This is a genomic window from Corynebacterium meitnerae (genome assembly GCF_027570075.1).
In the GTDB taxonomy this organism is placed as follows: Bacteria; Actinomycetota; Actinomycetes; order Mycobacteriales; family Mycobacteriaceae; genus Corynebacterium; species Corynebacterium meitnerae.
In genome coordinates this window covers 1-17,331 of the sequence record NZ_JAKMUS010000012.1, presented here as the reverse complement: position 1 = coordinate 17,331, position 17,331 = coordinate 1, and the positions used below count along the sequence as shown (strand labels likewise).

At 65.3% G+C, this 17,331-nt stretch carries 16 protein-coding genes; 1 reads left to right on the top strand and 15 read right to left on the bottom strand.

The features are described from left to right. The first annotated feature begins 11 nt into the window (after positions 1–11). On the top strand, positions 12–1,106 hold the full coding sequence (locus L8U60_RS07930) for an alpha/beta fold hydrolase (RefSeq protein WP_269965830.1): 1,095 nt from the start codon (positions 12–14) through the stop codon (positions 1,104–1,106). Here L8U60_RS07930 and L8U60_RS07925 read toward each other — a convergent pair. The 15 genes from L8U60_RS07925 to ftsH all read right to left on the bottom strand — a co-directional run bounded on the left by L8U60_RS07925 (position 1,103) and on the right by ftsH (position 17,188). Beyond that, positions 1,103–3,802, bottom strand: coding sequence for an ATP-dependent Clp protease ATP-binding subunit (locus L8U60_RS07925; protein ID WP_269965829.1), 2,700 nt, complete (start codon positions 3,800–3,802; stop codon positions 1,103–1,105). The two genes, L8U60_RS07930 and L8U60_RS07925, sit on opposite strands and share 4 nt — an antisense overlap. A 148-nt stretch (positions 3,803–3,950) precedes the next feature. Beyond that, positions 3,951–5,624 carry a phosphoenolpyruvate--protein phosphotransferase gene (gene ptsP, locus L8U60_RS07920; RefSeq protein ID WP_269965828.1) on the bottom strand — a complete coding sequence of 558 codons (1,674 nt, stop codon included), beginning with the start codon at positions 5,622–5,624 and terminating at the stop codon, positions 3,951–3,953. A gap of 21 nt (positions 5,625–5,645) precedes the next feature. Continuing rightward, on the bottom strand, positions 5,646–6,179 hold the full coding sequence (locus L8U60_RS07915; RefSeq protein WP_269965827.1) for a hypothetical protein: 534 nt from the start codon (positions 6,177–6,179) through the stop codon (positions 5,646–5,648). A gap of 5 nt (positions 6,180–6,184) precedes the next feature. Beyond that, entirely contained in the window at positions 6,185–7,735 is a 1,551-nt protein-coding gene (gene lysS, locus L8U60_RS07910; protein WP_269965826.1) for a lysine--tRNA ligase, read from the bottom strand. A 25-nt stretch (positions 7,736–7,760) separates the two neighbouring features. Next, entirely contained in the window at positions 7,761–8,303 is a 543-nt protein-coding gene (locus L8U60_RS07905) for a hypothetical protein (protein WP_269965825.1), read from the bottom strand. After that, on the bottom strand, positions 8,300–9,322 hold the full coding sequence (locus tag L8U60_RS07900) for a hypothetical protein (protein WP_269965824.1): 1,023 nt from the start codon (positions 9,320–9,322) through the stop codon (positions 8,300–8,302). The genes L8U60_RS07905 and L8U60_RS07900 overlap by 4 nt, the downstream gene beginning before the upstream one ends. Positions 9,323–9,405: 83 nt before the next feature. Then, positions 9,406–10,191, bottom strand: a complete 786-nt coding sequence (locus tag L8U60_RS07895; protein WP_269965823.1) for a pantoate--beta-alanine ligase — start codon at positions 10,189–10,191, stop codon at positions 9,406–9,408. Positions 10,192–10,209: 18 nt separating this feature from the next. Further along, complete coding sequence (locus L8U60_RS07890) at positions 10,210–10,902, bottom strand: 6PGD fold domain-containing protein (protein ID WP_269965822.1); 693 nt, start codon at positions 10,900–10,902, stop codon at positions 10,210–10,212. Positions 10,903–10,911: 9 nt separating this feature from the next. Further along, positions 10,912–11,934, bottom strand: coding sequence for a DUF6779 domain-containing protein (locus tag L8U60_RS07885; protein WP_269965821.1), 1,023 nt, complete (start codon positions 11,932–11,934; stop codon positions 10,912–10,914). A 10-nt stretch (positions 11,935–11,944) separates the two neighbouring features. Then, positions 11,945–12,412: a DUF3180 domain-containing protein gene (locus tag L8U60_RS07880; RefSeq protein WP_269965820.1), complete on the bottom strand. Its 468-nt coding sequence runs from the start codon at positions 12,410–12,412 to the stop codon at positions 11,945–11,947. Further along, positions 12,409–12,891, bottom strand: coding sequence for a 2-amino-4-hydroxy-6-hydroxymethyldihydropteridine diphosphokinase (gene folK, locus L8U60_RS07875; RefSeq protein ID WP_269965819.1), 483 nt, complete (start codon positions 12,889–12,891; stop codon positions 12,409–12,411). The genes L8U60_RS07880 and folK overlap by 4 nt, the downstream gene beginning before the upstream one ends. Before the next feature lie 5 nt (positions 12,892–12,896). Then, positions 12,897–13,289 carry a dihydroneopterin aldolase gene (gene folB, locus L8U60_RS07870; RefSeq protein WP_269965818.1) on the bottom strand — a complete coding sequence of 131 codons (393 nt, stop codon included), beginning with the start codon at positions 13,287–13,289 and terminating at the stop codon, positions 12,897–12,899. Next, the gene (gene folP / locus L8U60_RS07865) at positions 13,282–14,142 is read right to left on the bottom strand and encodes a dihydropteroate synthase (RefSeq protein ID WP_269965817.1); all 861 of its coding nucleotides are present in this window, start codon (positions 14,140–14,142) and stop codon (positions 13,282–13,284) included. The genes folB and folP overlap by 8 nt, the downstream gene beginning before the upstream one ends. Positions 14,143–14,144: 2 nt before the next feature. Further along, a complete protein-coding gene (gene folE / locus L8U60_RS07860; protein WP_269965816.1) occupies positions 14,145–14,822 on the bottom strand; it encodes a GTP cyclohydrolase I FolE in 678 nt (225 codons plus the stop codon). Beyond that, on the bottom strand, positions 14,822–17,188 hold the full coding sequence (gene ftsH / locus L8U60_RS07855; RefSeq protein ID WP_269965815.1) for an ATP-dependent zinc metalloprotease FtsH: 2,367 nt from the start codon (positions 17,186–17,188) through the stop codon (positions 14,822–14,824). Before ftsH ends, folE begins: the two co-directional genes overlap by 1 nt. Positions 17,189–17,331 lie beyond the last annotated feature (143 nt).

The window sequence follows — 17,331 nt, the reverse complement described above, 5'->3', positions numbered from 1 at the left end:
AGGAGGTCACCATGAAACGTTTCAGCAAGTTCGTCGCGCCCATCGCCATGGCGGCGATGCTGTCGACGGTGTCGATGGTGTCGCCGGTGTGGGGAGGGGCGGTTGCGGAGGGGCAGTCGTCGACAAGCGATCAGCGCATCACGTACACCTCCACGAACGAGCGCGGCGAAAGCGTGCCGGTCAGCGGCACCGTGTACATGCCGCAAGGGACGCCGAAGGGCACGGTCGTGGTCGCGCCGGGCACGCGTGGCATGGGTGATCAGTGTGCGCCGTCGCTGGGCTCGTCGATGTCGGGGTCCTCGGTGAGCGTGGATTATGAGCGCCCGCATGTGCGCCGCATCGTGCGCGAGGGCTACCGCGTGGTGGTCACCGACTACATCGGCATGGGCACGCGTGGGCTGCACACGTACCTCAACCGCGTTGATCAAGGTCATGCGGTTATTGACGCTGCCCGCGCCGTCGCCGCCCCCGGCGAAAAAGTCTTCTTCTATGGCTACTCCCAGGGCGGTGGCGCGGCTGCCGCGGCAGGTGAGTTGCAGCCGGAGTATGCGCCGGAGCTCAACCTCGTTGGCGTGTTCGCGGGTGCGCCGCCAGCTGATCCGATCGCGGTGCTGGAACAGGGGGACCCGAAGTCGCTGGAGGGGGTCGCGTCCTTCGTCATCGCGAGCTACGCGTACTCCTACCCCGAATTCCGCGACGCGATCGCCGACCACGCGGGCCCTGCTGCGTTCCGCTACCTCGCGGCGGTGGGCGGCAGCTGCCTCGCGGAGACTACGCTGTCGTCCGCACCGATCACGCAGTTCAGCGGCAAGACGATGGCGCACATCGTCGCGAAAGATGAGCGCATCCGCAGCGTGCTCGCCCACAACCGCCTAGGCAACGTGCCGGTGCGCGCGCCGATCCTCATCGTGCACTCGCCGCAGGACAACCTCGTCCCCTACGGCCAGGGCAAACAGCTTGCCGACGACTACCGCGCCCTCGGCTCCCCCGTCACCTTCCGCTCCGTCGAGGTGCCGGAGTCTTCTTCCAACATCGGCCACGTGGTGCCCGCCATCACGCACAACGAAGAAGTGATCGCCTGGATGAACGAGCGCTTCGCTGATTAATCCTCAGACGATTCCGTATCTCCGTCAGCCGGCGCGTTCGTCTCGCGGACGGACACCAGCTCCTCCTCAGGGGTCTCCTTGGGGGCGATGTCGCGGACCTCATCCTCATCAAGTCCCGCGAAGGTCTCCGCCGGCAGTGGCTTCGGCTTCGGGGTGAAGGTGAACTCGGCCTTCTCGTAGTCGCGTGGGCTTTCGGTCTTGCCGTCCCAGTTCTTCACGTCGACCTCGATGATCTCGCCGGCACCGATCTCGCCAAAGAGAATCTTCTCCGACAGCACGTCTTCGATTTCGCGCTGGATGGTGCGGCGCAGCGGGCGGGCACCAAGGACGGGGTCGAAGCCGCGGGTGGCAAGGAGGTTCTTCGCTGCGTCGGAAAGCTCAATGCCCATGTCTTGCGCGGCGAGGTTCTTCTCCAGGCGGCCAACGAGCAGCTCCACCATCTGAACGATCTGCTCCTGGGTGAGCTGGTGGAAGACCACGATCTCGTCGATACGGTTGAGGAACTCGGGGCGGAAGTGCTTCTTCAGCTCGTCGTGCACCTTCTGCTTCATGCGCTCGTACTGCGCATCCGCGTCGGTGGCGTTGGAGCCACTGAAGCCCAGGCCGACAGCCTTGGAGATGTCGGACGTACCCAGGTTCGAGGTGAAGATGAGCACGGTGTTCTTGAAGTCCACCATGCGGCCCTGGCCGTCGGTGACGTGGCCTTCTTCGAGTACCTGGAGGAGGGTGTTGTAGATCTCCTTGTGGGCCTTCTCGATTTCGTCGAAAAGCACGACAGAGAACGGCTTACGACGAACCTTCTCCGTCAGCTGGCCGCCCTCCTCATAGCCGACGTATCCCGGAGGCGCACCGAAGAGACGGGAGGCGGTGAAGCGATCGTGGAACTCACCCATGTCCACCTGGACCAGGGAGTCCTCATCACCGAAGAGGAACTCGGCGAGCGCCTTGGACAGCTCCGTCTTACCCACACCGGACGGGCCGGCGAAGATGAAGGAGCCAGACGGACGCTTCGGGTCCTTCAGCCCCGCGCGGGTACGGCGGATAGCGCGGGAGACGGCGCGGACTGCCTCGTCCTGGCCGATGATGCGCTTGTGCAGCTCGTCCTCCATGTGCAGGAGGCGGGAGGACTCGGACTCGGTGAGCTTGAACACCGGGATACCAGTCCAGTTGGCCAGCACATCGGCGATCTGCTCCTCTCCGACCTCCGCGATGTCCTCGAGCTCGCCGGAGCGCCACTTCTTTTCCTTCTCCGCGCGCTCCTCGCCGAGCTTGCGCTCAGTGTCGCGCAGACCAGCGGCCTTCTCGAAGTCCTGCGCGTCAATCGCAGCTTCCTTCTCGCGGCGGACCTCCTGGATGCGGTCGTCCACTTCGCGCAGGCCTTCCGGCTGGGTCATGCGCTTGATGCGCATGCGGGCACCGGCTTCGTCGAGGAGATCAACGGCCTTGTCCGGCAGGAAGCGGTCATTGATGTAGCGGTCCGACAGGTTCGCAGCCGCTGCCAGCGCGTCGTCGGTGTAGGAGACGCGGTGGTGCGCCTCGTAGCGGTCGCGCAGGCCTTTGAGGATCTGGACGGTGTCCTCCACACTCGGCTCATCCACCTGCACCGGCTGGAAGCGGCGCTCCAGCGCGGCGTCCTTCTCAATGTGCTTGCGGTACTCATCGAGCGTGGTCGCACCAATGGTCTGCAGCTCACCGCGGGCGAGTTTGGGCTTGAGCAGGGAGGCCGCGTCGATAGCTCCCTCTGCTGCGCCAGCGCCGACGAGGGTGTGGATCTCATCGATGAACAGGATGATGTCGCCGCGCTGGTTGATCTCCTTGAGCACCTTCTTCAGGCGCTCCTCGAAGTCACCGCGGTAACGCGAACCTGCAACCAGGGAGCCGAGGTCCAGCGAGTACACCTGCTTGTCCTTCAAGGTCTCCGGCACGTTGCCGTTAGCGATGTCCAGCGCCAGGCCTTCCACCACCGCGGTCTTACCCACACCGGGCTCACCGATGAGCACCGGATTGTTCTTGGTGCGGCGGGAGAGCACCTGCATGATGCGCTCGATTTCCTTGTCGCGGCCGACCACTGGGTCGAGCTTGCCTTCCTTGGCGGCGGCGGTGAGGTTGCGGCCAAACTGGTCAAGCACCAGGGAGTTGGAGCGTTCTCCACCACCGCGCGGGCCCCCCATGCCACCGATGCTCGGACCAGCGCCAGCACCGGTCAGACCGGGGCCCTGTGCGCCTTCGGGGCTTTCGGGGTTCTGGCCCTCGCCGCCCTCGTAGCCGGAAAGCAGCTGGATAACCTGCTGGCGCACGCGCGGCAGGTCAGCGCCCAGCTTGGTCAGCACCTGCGCAGCCACGCCCTCACCTTCGCGGATGAGGCCGAGCAGCAGGAATTCAGTGCCAATGTACTTGTGCCCCATCTGCAGGCCCTCGCGCAGGGAGAGCTCCAGGACCTTCTTCGCACGCGGCGTGAACGGCACGTGTCCGGTGTGCGGCTGGGTGCCGCGGCCGATGATTTCTTCGACTTCCCGGCGGACGTCGTCAAGGTTAATCCCCATGGATTCGAGGGCCTTGGCAGCAACGCCTTCCCCCTCCTGGATCAGCCCGAGCAGGATGTGCTCAGTGCCGATGTAATTGTGGTTCAGATCGCGCGCTTCTTGCTGGGCCAGCACGATGACGCGCCGTGCACGGTCAGTAAACCGCTCGAACATGTGGCTACCCCTTTGTGGCTAAGTGAATTCGTTCCACCCACCATAACGCGGGGCCGCTGGAAGACTTCCCACGCTTTCACACGAAAAAGTCATCACAGCAGGTCAGGAGCATGTTCGCCAGTAGCGAACACCCTTTTTCATGCGGTTTTCACAGCAGGGAGCGCAAGTCAGGAGCGGCCGCGGCGAGGGCGGCGGCGCGAGCATCATCCGCCGTGCGTGCGGCCAAAGCACGCCTGGCCATCTCCTTGCACGCCTCAAGGTCATGCATGCGCAGCGCAGCGCGCACAGCCGGAATCTTCGACGGCGCCATCGACAGCGACGTCACGCCCAGCCCCACCAGGACGAGCGCGAGCAGCGGGTCACCGCCAGCCTCGCCGCACACGCCGACGGGAGTCCCGTTCGCACCGCGGCATGTCGCGCGCATCAGCGCCAGCACCGCCGGCTGCCACGGGGTCAGCAGCTCACTGCCCGCGAGGCGGTCCGCGGCCATCGTGTACTGCGCCAAATCGTTCGTGCCTATCGACGCAAACTCCGCCACCCCCAACAACTCCCCCGCACAGATCGCGGCAGCCGGGGTTTCCACCATGATTCCGGCGCGCGGAAGTCCAGCTTTCTTCGCCTTATCGACGAACCACTCAACCTCCCCCACCTCCGCCACCATCGGCGCCATCACCCACAAGTCCGCTTCCGGCACGGCGGCGTGTGCGGCGGCGAGGGCGGTGAGTTGGACGCAGAGAAGATCTTCCCTCACCTGTGTCAGGCGAATGCCGCGACGTCCCAGCGCTGGATTGTCTTCCGGCCCAAGATCAGCGAAGGCCAAGGGCTTATCCGCACCCGCATCAAGCGTGCGCACCACCACCCGGCGCGACCCAAAAGCCCGCAGAACCTCGGTGTACGCTGCCGCTTGTTCCTCCACACTGGGCGCCTCAGCGCGATCAAGGAAGAGGAATTCAGTGCGGAACAGACCCGTGCCCTCAATGTCCATCGCAGCAGCCGACGCAACGTCCGCCGCCGTACCGATGTTGGCCAGCAGCTTCACCCCATGCCCATCCTTCGTGGAGCCCGGCCCAGCGGAATCAGCCAAAGCGGCGGCGCGGCGCTCCTCACGGTCCCGCAGCTCCGCGACCTCGTCGGACGTGGGTGCGAGGATCACGGTGTCGGTGGTGGGGTCGAGGGTGATGGGGGTGGCGTCGATAAGCAACTCGGTGATTCCTGCGACCTGGACGATCATGGGAACACCTAGCTGAGCTGCGAGAATCGCCGTGTGCGACGTGGGCCCGCCGATTTCGGTGACCAGGCCGAGCACCATCACCGGGTCGAGCAGCGCGGCTTCGGCGGGCGCGAGATCGTGCGCAACGAGTACCGACGGCCTCCGCAACGGCGGCACCCCCGGCTCCGGCAGGTCACGCAGTCGGGCGATGGTGCGGTCGCGGATGTCGTAGAGGTCGGTCACGCGCTGCGCCATGTATCCGCCGAGGTCACGCAGCTTCTGCGCATAGACCTCGACGGCGGCGTGCACCGCAGCCGTGACTCCAGTACCCGCGGCGAGCTCCTTGTCCACGGCCTTAGCGAGCGCGCGGTCCTTCGCTAGAGTCGCAGTGGCCTCCAGGATCGGCGACGCTTCCGGGGCGTTCTCCGCGCGCGCAAGCAGGCTGGCGGCGACGTCATCGAAAGCCGCGCGCACCCGCTGGCCATCAGCCTCCGGGTCGGTGCAGGCCGGTTCGTGCAGGTCAACGCCCACCGCGGGCGCAACAAGCACGGCAGGGCCACACGCGATGCCGGCAGACACCCCCGTGCCGTGAAAGACATGCCTGTTGGCCATGAGTGTTCCTTTCCCGGCCGCTTAGCAGGGGTCGTGGAAATCAGCGTCGTTGTTCAGGGTGCGGGCGTTGCCACCATGGCGAGCTTTCGCCGCGCACATCGCCGCCTCATCAGAACCAAAGTCGAGGTAGACGGGGTAAATCAGGTTCCCATCAACACTCTTGCGCAGCGAGGAGCACTGCCCCGGCACGGTGAACTTCTTACCGAAAGGCTCCCCGACCAGCGTCGCCTCCGCGAGCTGCCTGTGCGTGTCCTCCTCACGGCGTTCATCGATGACAGAGGTAAGAATCAGGATGTTGCGCCCATCGCACGCAGGAAACGACGCGTCCTTCGTCGCCTCGCCTAGCGCGACGCGCGTGATGTAGCCATCATTGTCACCGCTGCTTGTCGACGTTTCCTCCGCCGCCGTCGTCTCCGCCGCAGCCGTGCTCGATGTGCTCGACGTGGTTGGCATCAACGTCATCTCCGCTTCCTCCAGCCCCTCGCTGGCGCAGGCGGCAAGCCCGGCGGCCAGTGCGAGCATGGCAAAGCCGCCGGTACAGCGATTGAGACGCATGAGGTTTAGGCCTCCGGGCGGACCAGCGGGAAGAGGACGGTCTCGCGGATGCCCAGGCCGGTCAGGGCCATCAGCAGGCGGTCCACACCCATGCCGCAGCCAGCGGTGGGCGGCATGCCCTGTTCCATGGCGGCGAGGAAGTCCTCGTCGAGAACCATGGCTTCGTCGTCGCCGTGGGCGGCGAGGCGGGCCTGGTCTTCGAAGCGTTCGCGCTGGATGACCGGGTCAACGAGCTCGGAGTAGCCGGTGGCCAGCTCAAATCCGCGGACGTAGAGGTCGAATTTCTCGGTCACGCCGCGCTGCTCGCGGTGGTCGCGGGTCAAAGGCGAGGTCTCGACCGGGAAGTTGATCACGAAGGTCGGCTCGTAGAGCTGGTCGGAGCACAGGTGCTCCCAGATCTCCTCGACGAGCTTGCCGTGGAGCCAGCCCTCGTCCTTGGGCACCTTCAGGCCGATGACGTCGGCAATGCCCTTGAGCTCCTCAACGGAAGAGTCGACGGTGACCTCCGGCTGCCCTGGGAACTTGCGCGCCAAAGCCTCGTTCAAAGACGGGTACATCTCCATGACCTTCCATTCGCCGCCGAGGTCGTACTCGGTGCCGTCGGCAAGCGTGACGGTGGTGGAGCCGAAGACTTCCTGCGCGCAGAACTGCACGAGGTCCTTCATGGTCTGCGCGCCGTCCTTGTAGGTGCCCCATGCCTGGTAGGTCTCCAGCATGGTGAACTCCGGCGAGTGGGAGGAGTCAATGCCCTCGTTGCGGAAGTTGCGGTTGAGCTCGAAGACGCGCTCAATGCCACCGACGACGCAACGCTTGAGGTACAACTCCGGCGCAATGCGCAGGTAAAGGTCCATGTCCAGCGCGTTGGAACGCGTGATGAACGGGCGCGCCGCAGCACCACCGTGCAGCGTCTGCAGCATCGGGGTTTCCACCTCGACGAAGTCATGGCCCGTGAGGAATTTACGCACAGCCGCGATGACCTTGATGCGGGTCATGGCGTTCTTGCGGGCATCGGAGCGCATGATCAGGTCGGTGTAGCGGTGGCGCACACGCTGCTCTTCGTTCATGTCAGCGAACGCGACCGGCAGTGGGCGCAGCGCCTTGGACGTCATGCGCCAGGACTTCGCCATGACGGACAGCTCACCGCGCTTCGACGCGATGACGCGGCCGCGCACGGACACGATGTCACCCAAGTCCGTGTCAGACTTCCACGCCGCCAGGGATTCCTCGCCGACCTCAGCCAGGGACAACATGACCTGCAGCTGGGTGCCGTCACCCTCCTGGAGGGTGGCAAAGCACAGCTTGCCGGTGTTGCGCTGGAACATGATGCGTCCGGCAACGGCCACCTCGTCGGCGGTTTCTTCGCCGGGCTGGAGGGTCACGGTGCCGTCGATAAGCTCGGGCGACTCTTCTGTCACAACGTTGTACTTGCTGCGCAGATCCTTCAGCGACGTGGTGCGGTCCACGACGACGGGGTACGGCTCGTGCCCCTCGCTAAGAAGCTTTTCGCGCTTTGCGCGGCGGATCTGTTGCTGCTCTGAAAGGTCCTGGGTAGTCACGGGTATCTACCGTAGTCGGTTTAGCTCACCAATACTCGGGCAGGGTCCACACTGGCGGGTCATCCAGCTGGCCGCTCGGATAAATCGCGCCCTCTTCGTCGGTGATGGTGTAGCTCAGCGCATCGCCGGAGGTGCAGCGCAGCGTCGCATCGTCCGGGTAGTGGCAGAAGTTCTCATTCACGCGAATGGACTGGCCAGGCCGCAATTCGCCCTGCGCCGGGCCGACGCCTTCGAACACGGTGTAGTGCATGCCGTCCTCGCCCGCGTAGATCGAATCAGCCTTGCGCGGCGGCAGCGGCACCGCGGTCACCATCGGCGCGTCCTGCGGGGTACGCCCCTGGCAGGTCACACCGTGCGGGCTGATCGCGCACACGCCGGTGTGCACGCCGACGCGGTAGCTGAACACGCTCATCCCGGCGCGCTCAAAATCCTGCGGGTTCACCGGCACATCCGCCTCACGCGTCGGCGTGATCGAGGTCATCAGCGCCTGTTCCGGTTCGTCGATGGTCGTGCAGGAGCACAAGCTTATCGACGCCCCCAGCACCACCGCCGCCCTCTTCCACATCACTCGCGCGTCTTATCGCACATGTTGAGGTTCATGCGCTTGGACTCAGCCTCATTGCCATTAACGATGAGGAGGTAGCGCCCATCCGCCCCCTCCGGCGCGAGGGTGAACGCCGGCGGAGTCACGCCTTCCATCTTGTAGGACTTAGCACTGCACTTCGCGTTACCGATCGTGTCCGGCTCCCCCTCCGGCAGCACCGCATCGCGCGCTTCCGGCGTGCCGTAATCAATCACGCTGACACCCAGCTCCTTGTTGGAGCAGCGAATGCGAGCTTCCTGGCCGTCCTCCGGCGCCTTGGATTCGCACTTCATGTTCTGCCAGCCACGCTGGCCGTTCTTCTCCGGCAGGATGCGCGGGAATGCGTCGGCGACCGCCTGGTCATTCGCCTCCCACGGCTCACCCGCGTTATCCCAGAGCCACCAACCACCAGCGCCGATACCGGCGAGCACCAGCACAATGGCCATGATGAGCGGGACGGAGGCGCCGCTCTTCTTTTTCTTCTCCTCCGGCTGGGACTGGTATTGTGGTTGGTACTGCTGCTGGTACTGCGGCGGGTAGCTGTAACCCTGCGGGGGCTGCGGTGGGTAGGCGTACGGCTGGGACTGCGGCTGTGCTGCCTGTGCTGGCTGCTGCGCTGGCTGCTGCACCGTCACCGCGCGGCCACTCGGGTCCGTATCCGGGAAGTACTGCTTCGGCTTGGGCTTGACCAGCTTCGGTTCCGGCTTCGGCTCCGGCTTCGGCTCCGGCTTGGGCTCCGGCTTGGGTTCAGGGCCGAAGTCCACGCGCGCCAACTCACGCAGCGCGGCCACCGTGATGGTGGGCGCGTTCGGGTCATCCAGGCGGGAGTCGTAGGCGGCGCGGCGGCGTGAGTCGCCGAGAACTTGGGAGGCGACTTGGAGTTCGTCACGCAATGCGTCGGTAAGCCCACCGGCCCCTAACTTCTCGTTGATCTCGGCGCGCAGCGCGGCCGAATCCTTCGAACGGTCCAAACCGAGGGACTCATAGAAATTGTGGTGGGACATGGCAGTAGTGGGCTTCTCCTTTTCCGGGCCGGCGTCACCGGCTGGTGGGCGTTGCTGCAATAAACATAGCGCGTTCGCGCGGGTTAGCTGTTTTTAAATCCGACTCCGACGGGAACTCCCACGCTGTCGATCAGACGCACGGGGCCAAACGTGGCAGCGGCGAGCAGACGCGCATCACCGGTTTCCGGCGCGGGGCCAAAGCCAAGATCGCGCACCTCGACGTAATCGGGGGTGACGCCGCCGGCTTCGAGGACGCCGCGCACGGTTTCCACGATCGCGGCAACGCCGCGCTCCGCCACATGCGCACCCGCGGTCAACGCCGCCGACAGCGCCAGAGCAGCATCCTGCATGTCAGCGGGGACACGGTCATTGCGGAGGGACATGGCGACGCCGCCGGTTGCGCGGATCGTCGGCAAGCTATGCAGCTGCACTTCCATGTTGAGCGCGCTGACTGCCTGCTGGAGCGCGACGAGCTCCTCAAAATCCTTCTCCCCCACCACGACATCGCTCGCGTGCGCGGCGTTGATCGCGGCGATCGTTCGCGTGATGTTGGCGCTGATCTCCTCCGGATCCTCCAGGTGATCCAGCTGCGGGCGGATGCGCACCGGCGGGTTGAAGTTGCCGTGGAAGACCACATCGACGCCCTCGCGCGCGAAATCCTCCGGGACCTCCTCGCCGCTAAACGTGACCATAACAATGCTTCCCAGCAGCGACTTCGCCGCCCGAATCAACGCGATGTGACCAGCATGAATCCCGGCGCCGAGCGGCACCAACACAACCCTCTTGCCGGTCTTGCGGAACGCCCGGCCATACGTAGCAAACTGCGCGGGGTCAGTCACGACCACCGCATTCCCCGGTGTAAACGTCATACCCGCAAGGGTACGGCCCTACTTCGAGTTCTTCTCCATTGCCCACAGCTCCACGGCCGCCGCGCTGCTGCGCGATGCTTCTCTGCGCACCAACTCCACAAACAACCTCCCCACCCCCGGGTCCTCGATGGTCTGGTACATCTGCTCCAGCTGCGGCACGTTCACCTGCAGGTTTTGGCCTTCCCCGGGCAGCGTCCAATATTCATCGACTTCCAGCTCAACGGCGGGAAGCGCGTGGGCGAGGAGGGAGAAGGCGTCTTGGCGGGCGACGTCGACAAGCTTGAGCATCCTTTTACCCGCCATGATGGCTGGGCGCTGCGAATCCTCAATCATGGTGAGGTTGCCGCCCATCTCCGGGATGAGCAGGCTGAGCACCGACTCCCCGATTTCGTCGGCGGCGGACGCGACCCAGAAGTCCTTCCACACGCGGTGCGCCGCCATCACGATCGCGCCTTGCACCTCCAGCGGGTCCAGCACCTGCACGCCATACTCGAGCGAGGTATGCAGGACCAGCTGGCCGCGGCGCACCTCGCCGAGCCACCGATCCACCATGACCTCAAGCGGAACACCCGGTACATCCAGGACAATCATGTCCACATCCAGGTGATCCCCATCGCCGTTGATCTGGCGCACGGTGTGGCCGCCGCGCTCAAACAGCTCGACGGTCTCCTTGTCCCCGAGCACCCCAATGGTCAAGCGTGGCTGCGTCATCGCGCTCCTCTACTTGTTCTTCTTGCTGCGCGCGAGAAGCTCAGCGACGGTCAGCGCACCCTCACGGTTCGCATCCGCGCGACGACGCCCGCGGCGCTCTTCCACAGGCTCCTCCGGCTCGACCTGCTCGGCTTGGGCGGCTTGTGCTGCCTGCGCTGCCTGCTTTTCGGCTTCGGCGCGCTTTGCGGCCTCCGCCTGCCTTGCTGCCTCAGCCTGCTTTGCCGCCTCCGCCTGCCTTGCTGCCTCAGCTCGCTTGGCCTGCTCTGCGCGTTCGCGGGCTTCACGCTCTTCGCGCTCGCGCTCCTCCTGGCGCTCGCGGATCAGGTCCGTCAGCGGGTTGCGGCCCTCCGGCGCGCGGTGGGAACCGACGCGACCAGCAACAGCATCCGACGACGGGGCGCCACTGATGTGCGCGGTGGCCGGCTGGGTTGGGCGGGACAGCGCGTTGATCGCCTCGTTCTCATCGCGGTCACGCACGGGGGCGATGCGGGTGGTGTCCTCGGTGGAGGTGGAATCTGGCTGGGCCGGCTGGGCGGGTTGAGCAGGTTGGGCGGGTTGAGCAGGCTGAGCCGGCTGCGCCTGCTGGGCGCGCGCCTCAATCTCCATGATGCGGCGGGCCTCTGCCTGGAGGGCGGCGGGCTCGTAACCGAACTCGCGGCCGGAAAGATCCTCAAGCTGGGCGCGCAGGGCGGCGAGCTCGGCGCGGATTTCGCGGAGGATCTCAGGATCAGCGGCGGGCGACAAGCCACCAGCGGCGCGTGCTGCCTCGTTGTGGGCGCGCAGGGCTTCCAGCTCAGCGCCGTACTCGCGCTCACGGGCGGCGAGGAGGGCTTCAGCCTGGTCGCGGTCCTTGCGGGCACGCGTCACCAGCAGGAAACCAATGATCGCCGCCCACAGGGAGGCAAGGAGGGCAATTTGGAGCCATGCAGAAGAGTTGCTGAACAGCATGATCACTGTCGCGATGAGGGCGAGCAGGATCAGCACGATCATCCAGAAATTGCCGCCGTCGCGGGATCGGTCCTCACCAGTCATGGTGCCTACCTTATCGTGCAGGCTCACCCTCGGTTGGTGGCGACACCTCACAGGACCTCTCCAGCACCACTCCCGCCACAGCCAACGCCACGCCGCCAAGCGTGCCCGCGATGACTCCGGGCAGGTCTGCCTCCGCTGCTGCCAGCACGTTCACGCGCGGAATCACCCACACCGCCACGCCGAGGAACCAGCCGCCAATAATCGCGCCAGCCCAGGCAGCAGCCTTACCGACGACCATAAAGTTCGCCACCATCATCGGGTTCATCTGCGAGCGATCCAACCCCACGCGGCCTTCTTCACGACGCCGCCGGACCATCACCGTCAAAAACACACACAACAGCGCGAATCCCCACAACGGCAGGGACCACACCGGAGACACGGTCTGCCACGCGCCGTAAAACCGGCGCACGAGAATAACGGCCGCCGCGGCGAAGAAGCCGGCAACAGCAACGAGTTCAGCCGTGTTCGTGCGGGTCATGCGGGACTCACGTGGTTCTCGGGGGTACTAGGAAGCGCGCGCAGCAGAGACTGCACACTCTGTCCACCCATTGTGGCCTGCTCATCGAGTTCCAGCCAGGGCACGAGGACAAAAGCGCGTTGATCCGCGCGCGGGTGCGGGACGATCAGGTCGGGGGTGTCGACGAAGATTTCCTGCCCCGTGTCGTCGAAAAGCGCGACGATGTCCACGTCAAGTGTGCGCGGACCCCACCGCACATCGCGCACGCGGTGCGCCGCGTTCTCGGCGGCCTGGCAGCGCGCCAACAGTTCGTGCGGCGTGCAATCGACGTCCACGATGAGCGTCTGGTTCAAGAAGTCATCCTGCTCCACCCCACCCCACGGTGCGGTGCGGTACACCTGCGAGGCGGCGACGAGCTCATCTGCGAACGCGCGCGCCACGCTAGCCAGGTGGGCGCGGGAATCCTCCATGTTGGAGCCGGTGGACAGGACAGCACGCATCGCGTTTACGCCTCCCGGCCAGGAACGGTTCGGGTTTTGCGGGAGCGGCGGGCGGTGACAGCGACATCGTCGATAAGCAAGCCCACTGGCGCATGCGGCTTGTGCACGGTGACCTCGACGGCGTGGAGCTGCTCGTAGCGCGCGAGGGCGTCGTCGGCGATCTCCGTGGCCACCGTTTCGATGAGTTCCCGGCGCGTGCCTTGCGCGATCCGGACTGCGCCCGCGGCGAGCTCGGCGTAGTTGATGGTTTTGGTCAGGTCATCCGTGCGCGCGGCGTCAGCGAAGTCGAGCCAACACGTGATGTCCAGCAGAAATGGCTGGCCGAATTCCGCCTCGTGCGGCAGAACTCCGTGCCCGGCGAAGACCTTGATTCCGGTGAGTTGGATGCGGTCAGCCACGAGCTCCTCCTTGCCAAGCTGCAGCGACGTCGACCGCGTCGCGCGAGACGTCGACCTCATGCACGCGCACGCCCCACGCGCCGAGGTGCGCGCTGATCGCGGTAACAGCGGCGGTCGCCGGGTCAGCCAGCGACGGGTTCGCCTCCAGCCCGCGGTTCGCGCGGATCTCCGTGAGGAAGCGCTTGCGCGACGCCCCCACGAGCACCGGCAGGTCACCGGCGATGAACTCCGGCAGCGCGTTGAGCAGCGCCCAGTTATCGGCCGCTGTCTTGGCAAAGCCCAGGCCCGGGTCGAGCACAATCTGCGAGTGCTCCACGCCCGCGGCGACGGCGTTGTCGGTCAGGCGTTTCAGCGTCTCGTGCACATCGGCCACCACGTCCCCGCCGTGATCAGCGCTTCCCGACGCATTCACAAAATCCGCATTATCCACCGTCCGCCAGTGCATCAGGCACACCGGCAGCGCGGTCTCCGCCATGACGCGGTACATGTCCGGGTCGGCCAGGCCACCGGAGACGTCGTTGATCATGTCCACGCCAGCTTCCGCCGCGGCAAGGGCCGTCGACGCGCGCATCGTGTCCACCGACGTGCGGATTCCCTCCGCGTGCAGCGCCGCGATCACCTCTTTGGCGCGCTCCGCCTCCACCTCGGCCGGCACACGCGTCGCGCCCGGGCGGGTGGATTCTGCGCCGACATCGATCATGTCCGCGCCCTGCGCCACCAGCTCTTTCGCGTGCGCGATCGCGCGGTCGCGGTCGAGCCACTTCCCGCCGTCGGAAAAACTGTCTTCCGTGACGTTCACAATGCCCATGACCATCGTGCGGCCGGGCGTGGTCAGATCTGCAACAGTGACCATTTTTAACCCCTGATCAGGCTCAACACTTCGGCGCGCGATGCCGCGTTGCGCTTAAATCCGCCGCGCACCGCCGACGTCGTGGTCGTCGCGCCCGGCTTCCGGATCCCACGCATGGCCATGCACAGGTGCTCACATTCGATCACCACGATCACAGATTGCGCCCCAAGCTTATCGACGAGCGCATCCGCAATCTGACTCGTCAACCTCTCCTGCACCTGCGGCCGCTTGGCGTACATATCCGCCAGTCGCGCCAGCTTGGACAAGCCCGTCACATGGCCGTCCTCCCCCGGGATGTACCCGATGTGGGCGACACCGTAGAACGGCACCAAGTGGTGCTCACACGTGGAGTAGATCGGCACATCACGCACCAACACCAACTCCTCGTGGTTTTCCGCGAAGGTCTTTTCCAGCACCGTCGTCGGATCCGTGTGCAAACCTGCGAACACCTCTTCATACGCCCGCGCCACACGCGCCGGTGTGTCCACCAGACCTTCACGGTCCGGGTCCTCGCCCACCGCCAGCAGCAGTTCACGCACCGCTGCCTCCGCGCGCGCCCGGTCAAAAGCGGGGCGCTGTTCAGCCTGTGGCGCTGGCTTCTTCTCAGCCTGCCTCTTCTCCGCAGGCTCCCCCGCGTTCGGGTTCACCGCGCGAGCAATCGCAGCATTCAAAGGATCAGTCATTATTCTTCTTCCTCCGGCTTGAGGTGGCGAGGGCCAGCGTCTTTCTTGATCACGCGGGTCTCGCGGGTGTCACGGTCCTCGCGGTCATCCCATTCATGGTCCGGCTGTTCGTTCTCCGGCAGACGGAAACCGATGACCTCGGTGTCCGCATTTCCTGCTGGGCCTTGTGCTCCTGCTGGGCCTGTCGGCCCGACAGGTCCAGCTGGGTACGCACGGTTGCCCGGGTGTGGTTGGGGTCCGCGCTTGTCACCGGGGAAGGACCAGTCGGCGGGGGGCTGGGGGCCGTCGTAACGCGGCTGGGTGCCTGGCTTGCGCGGCCCGGTCGGTGCGGTCGGCCTGGTCGGTGCGTTCTGCGCTTCACGCTCAGCCTGACGGCGGGCGCGTGCCTGCTGCGATGCTTCCAGCAGCGAGAACCTCTTCGGCGGCTCCTCGCCGCGCTCCTCTGCGATCTCTACCGGGGTCTTCACCGGCTCGCGGCCAATCTGACGGCCGAAGCGCGCATCCACCGGCGGCAGACCGGAGCCCTGCGGCTCGATGCCATCGAAGATGGCCTCCAGGTCGCCGCGGCGCAGGGTCTCCTTCTCCAGCAGTTTGGAGGCGAGGGTGTCCAGGTAGTCGCGGTGTTCTTCGAGGATGGAGTAGGCGCGGGAGTGGGCTTCGTCGATAAGCTCATGCACTTCGCGATCGATCGTCTCAGCGACTGCTGGCGAATACTCGAGCACGCCGCCGCCCATCGCGCGGGCAAACGGGTCGCCGGCCTCGTCGCCGTACTTGACCGCGCCGAGCGTGGAGGACATGCCGTATTCCATCACCATCGCCCGGGCGATCTTCGTGGCCTGCTCGATGTCCGCGGACGCGCCGGTGGTGGGCTCGCCGAACACGAGCTCCTCCGCGGCGCGGCCGCCCATGGCGAAGACGAGGCGGGCGAAGAGCTCGTCGCGGTTGTACATGCCCTTGTCATCTTCAGGCGCCGTCATGGCGTGGCCGCCGGTGCGACCACGGGCGAGGATGGTGACCTTGTACACGCGCTCAATGTCCTTGAGCGCCCACGCGGCGAGAGTATGGCCGCCCTCGTGGTAGGCCGTGACCTTCTTCTCCTTCTCGGAGATGACCTTGGAGCTGCGGCGCGGGCCGCCGATCACGCGGTCGGTGGCTTCCTCGAGTGCGTCCGCCGTGATCACGTTGCCGCCGATGCGGGCAGTGAGCAGCGCGGCCTCGTTGAGCACGTTGGCTAGATCCGCACCGCTCATACCGGCTGTGCGCTTGGCCAGGGATTTCAAGTCCGCGTCCGGGCCCAACGGCTTGTTCTTCGCGTGGACGTTCAGGATCTTCTCGCGGCCGGCGAGGTCCGGGTTGGTCACCGGGATCTGACGGTCGAAGCGGCCCGGGCGCAGCAACGCCGGGTCGAGAATGTCCGGGCGGTTCGTGGCGGCGATGAGGATGACGCCTTCGCGGTCGCCGAAGCCATCCATCTCCACGAGCAGCTGGTTCAGCGTCTGCTCACGCTCATCGTGGCCACCACCGGTGCCGGAGCCGCGCTGGCGACCCACCGCGTCAATCTCATCCACGAAGATGATGCACGGGCTGTTCTCCCGCGCCGTTTTGAACAGGTCGCGGACGCGGGAGGCGCCGACACCAACGAACATCTCCACAAAGTCCGAACCCGAAATGGAGTAGAACGGCACCCCTGCCTCACCAGCAACGGCGCGGGCCAGCAGCGTCTTACCGGTTCCCGGCGGGCCGTAGAGAAGCACACCGCGCGGGATCTTCGCGCCCAACTTCTCGTAGATCTCCGGATCCTGCAAGAAGTCCTTGATCTCCTGCAGCTCATCCACCGCTTCATCAGCACCAGCGACATCCGCGAACGTATTCGTCGGCATATCCTTGGTCAGCTGCTTCGCCCGCGAACCACCGATGCCGAACATGCCGCCACCGGCCTGCATCCGGTACATGAAGAAGAAGATAAGGCCGAAGACCAAAATCATCGGCAGCATGAAACCGAGCATGGACATCAGGAAGGACTCCTGCGTCACATTCGTGGTGTACTTATCAGCCTCCGCGCCCTTCACCGCATTAAAGATGTCCGGTGTCGTACGCGCCGGGTACTGAGCCTGAATCTCCTCAATCCCCTCACGCTCCTCCACCTTGATGGGCTCACGCAGAGTCAAGCGGACGCGCTGCTCCCGGTCGTCGATCTGAGCTTCTTTCACGTTCTTCGTGTTCAGCTGCTCAAGAGCGATCGAGGTGTCCACCTGTGTGTAATTACGCGTCGGATCCCCGATCAGCGTGGTCAAATACAGCAGGATGAGGACAACGGCAGCGAAAATGCCGTAGCGCACAACGTTTTTGTTGGTCTTGTTTTTCATCTAGCCTTCGTGGGTTCTCAGCCGTAGGAGTTCATTAGCGGGTTAACAATTCCTACAGCCTACCCACCGCCCGAAACATTCCCACTTTTGTACCACTGGGCGGGCGGGAGGCCAGGGGGAGCTGTGTAAAATTTTACATCGCC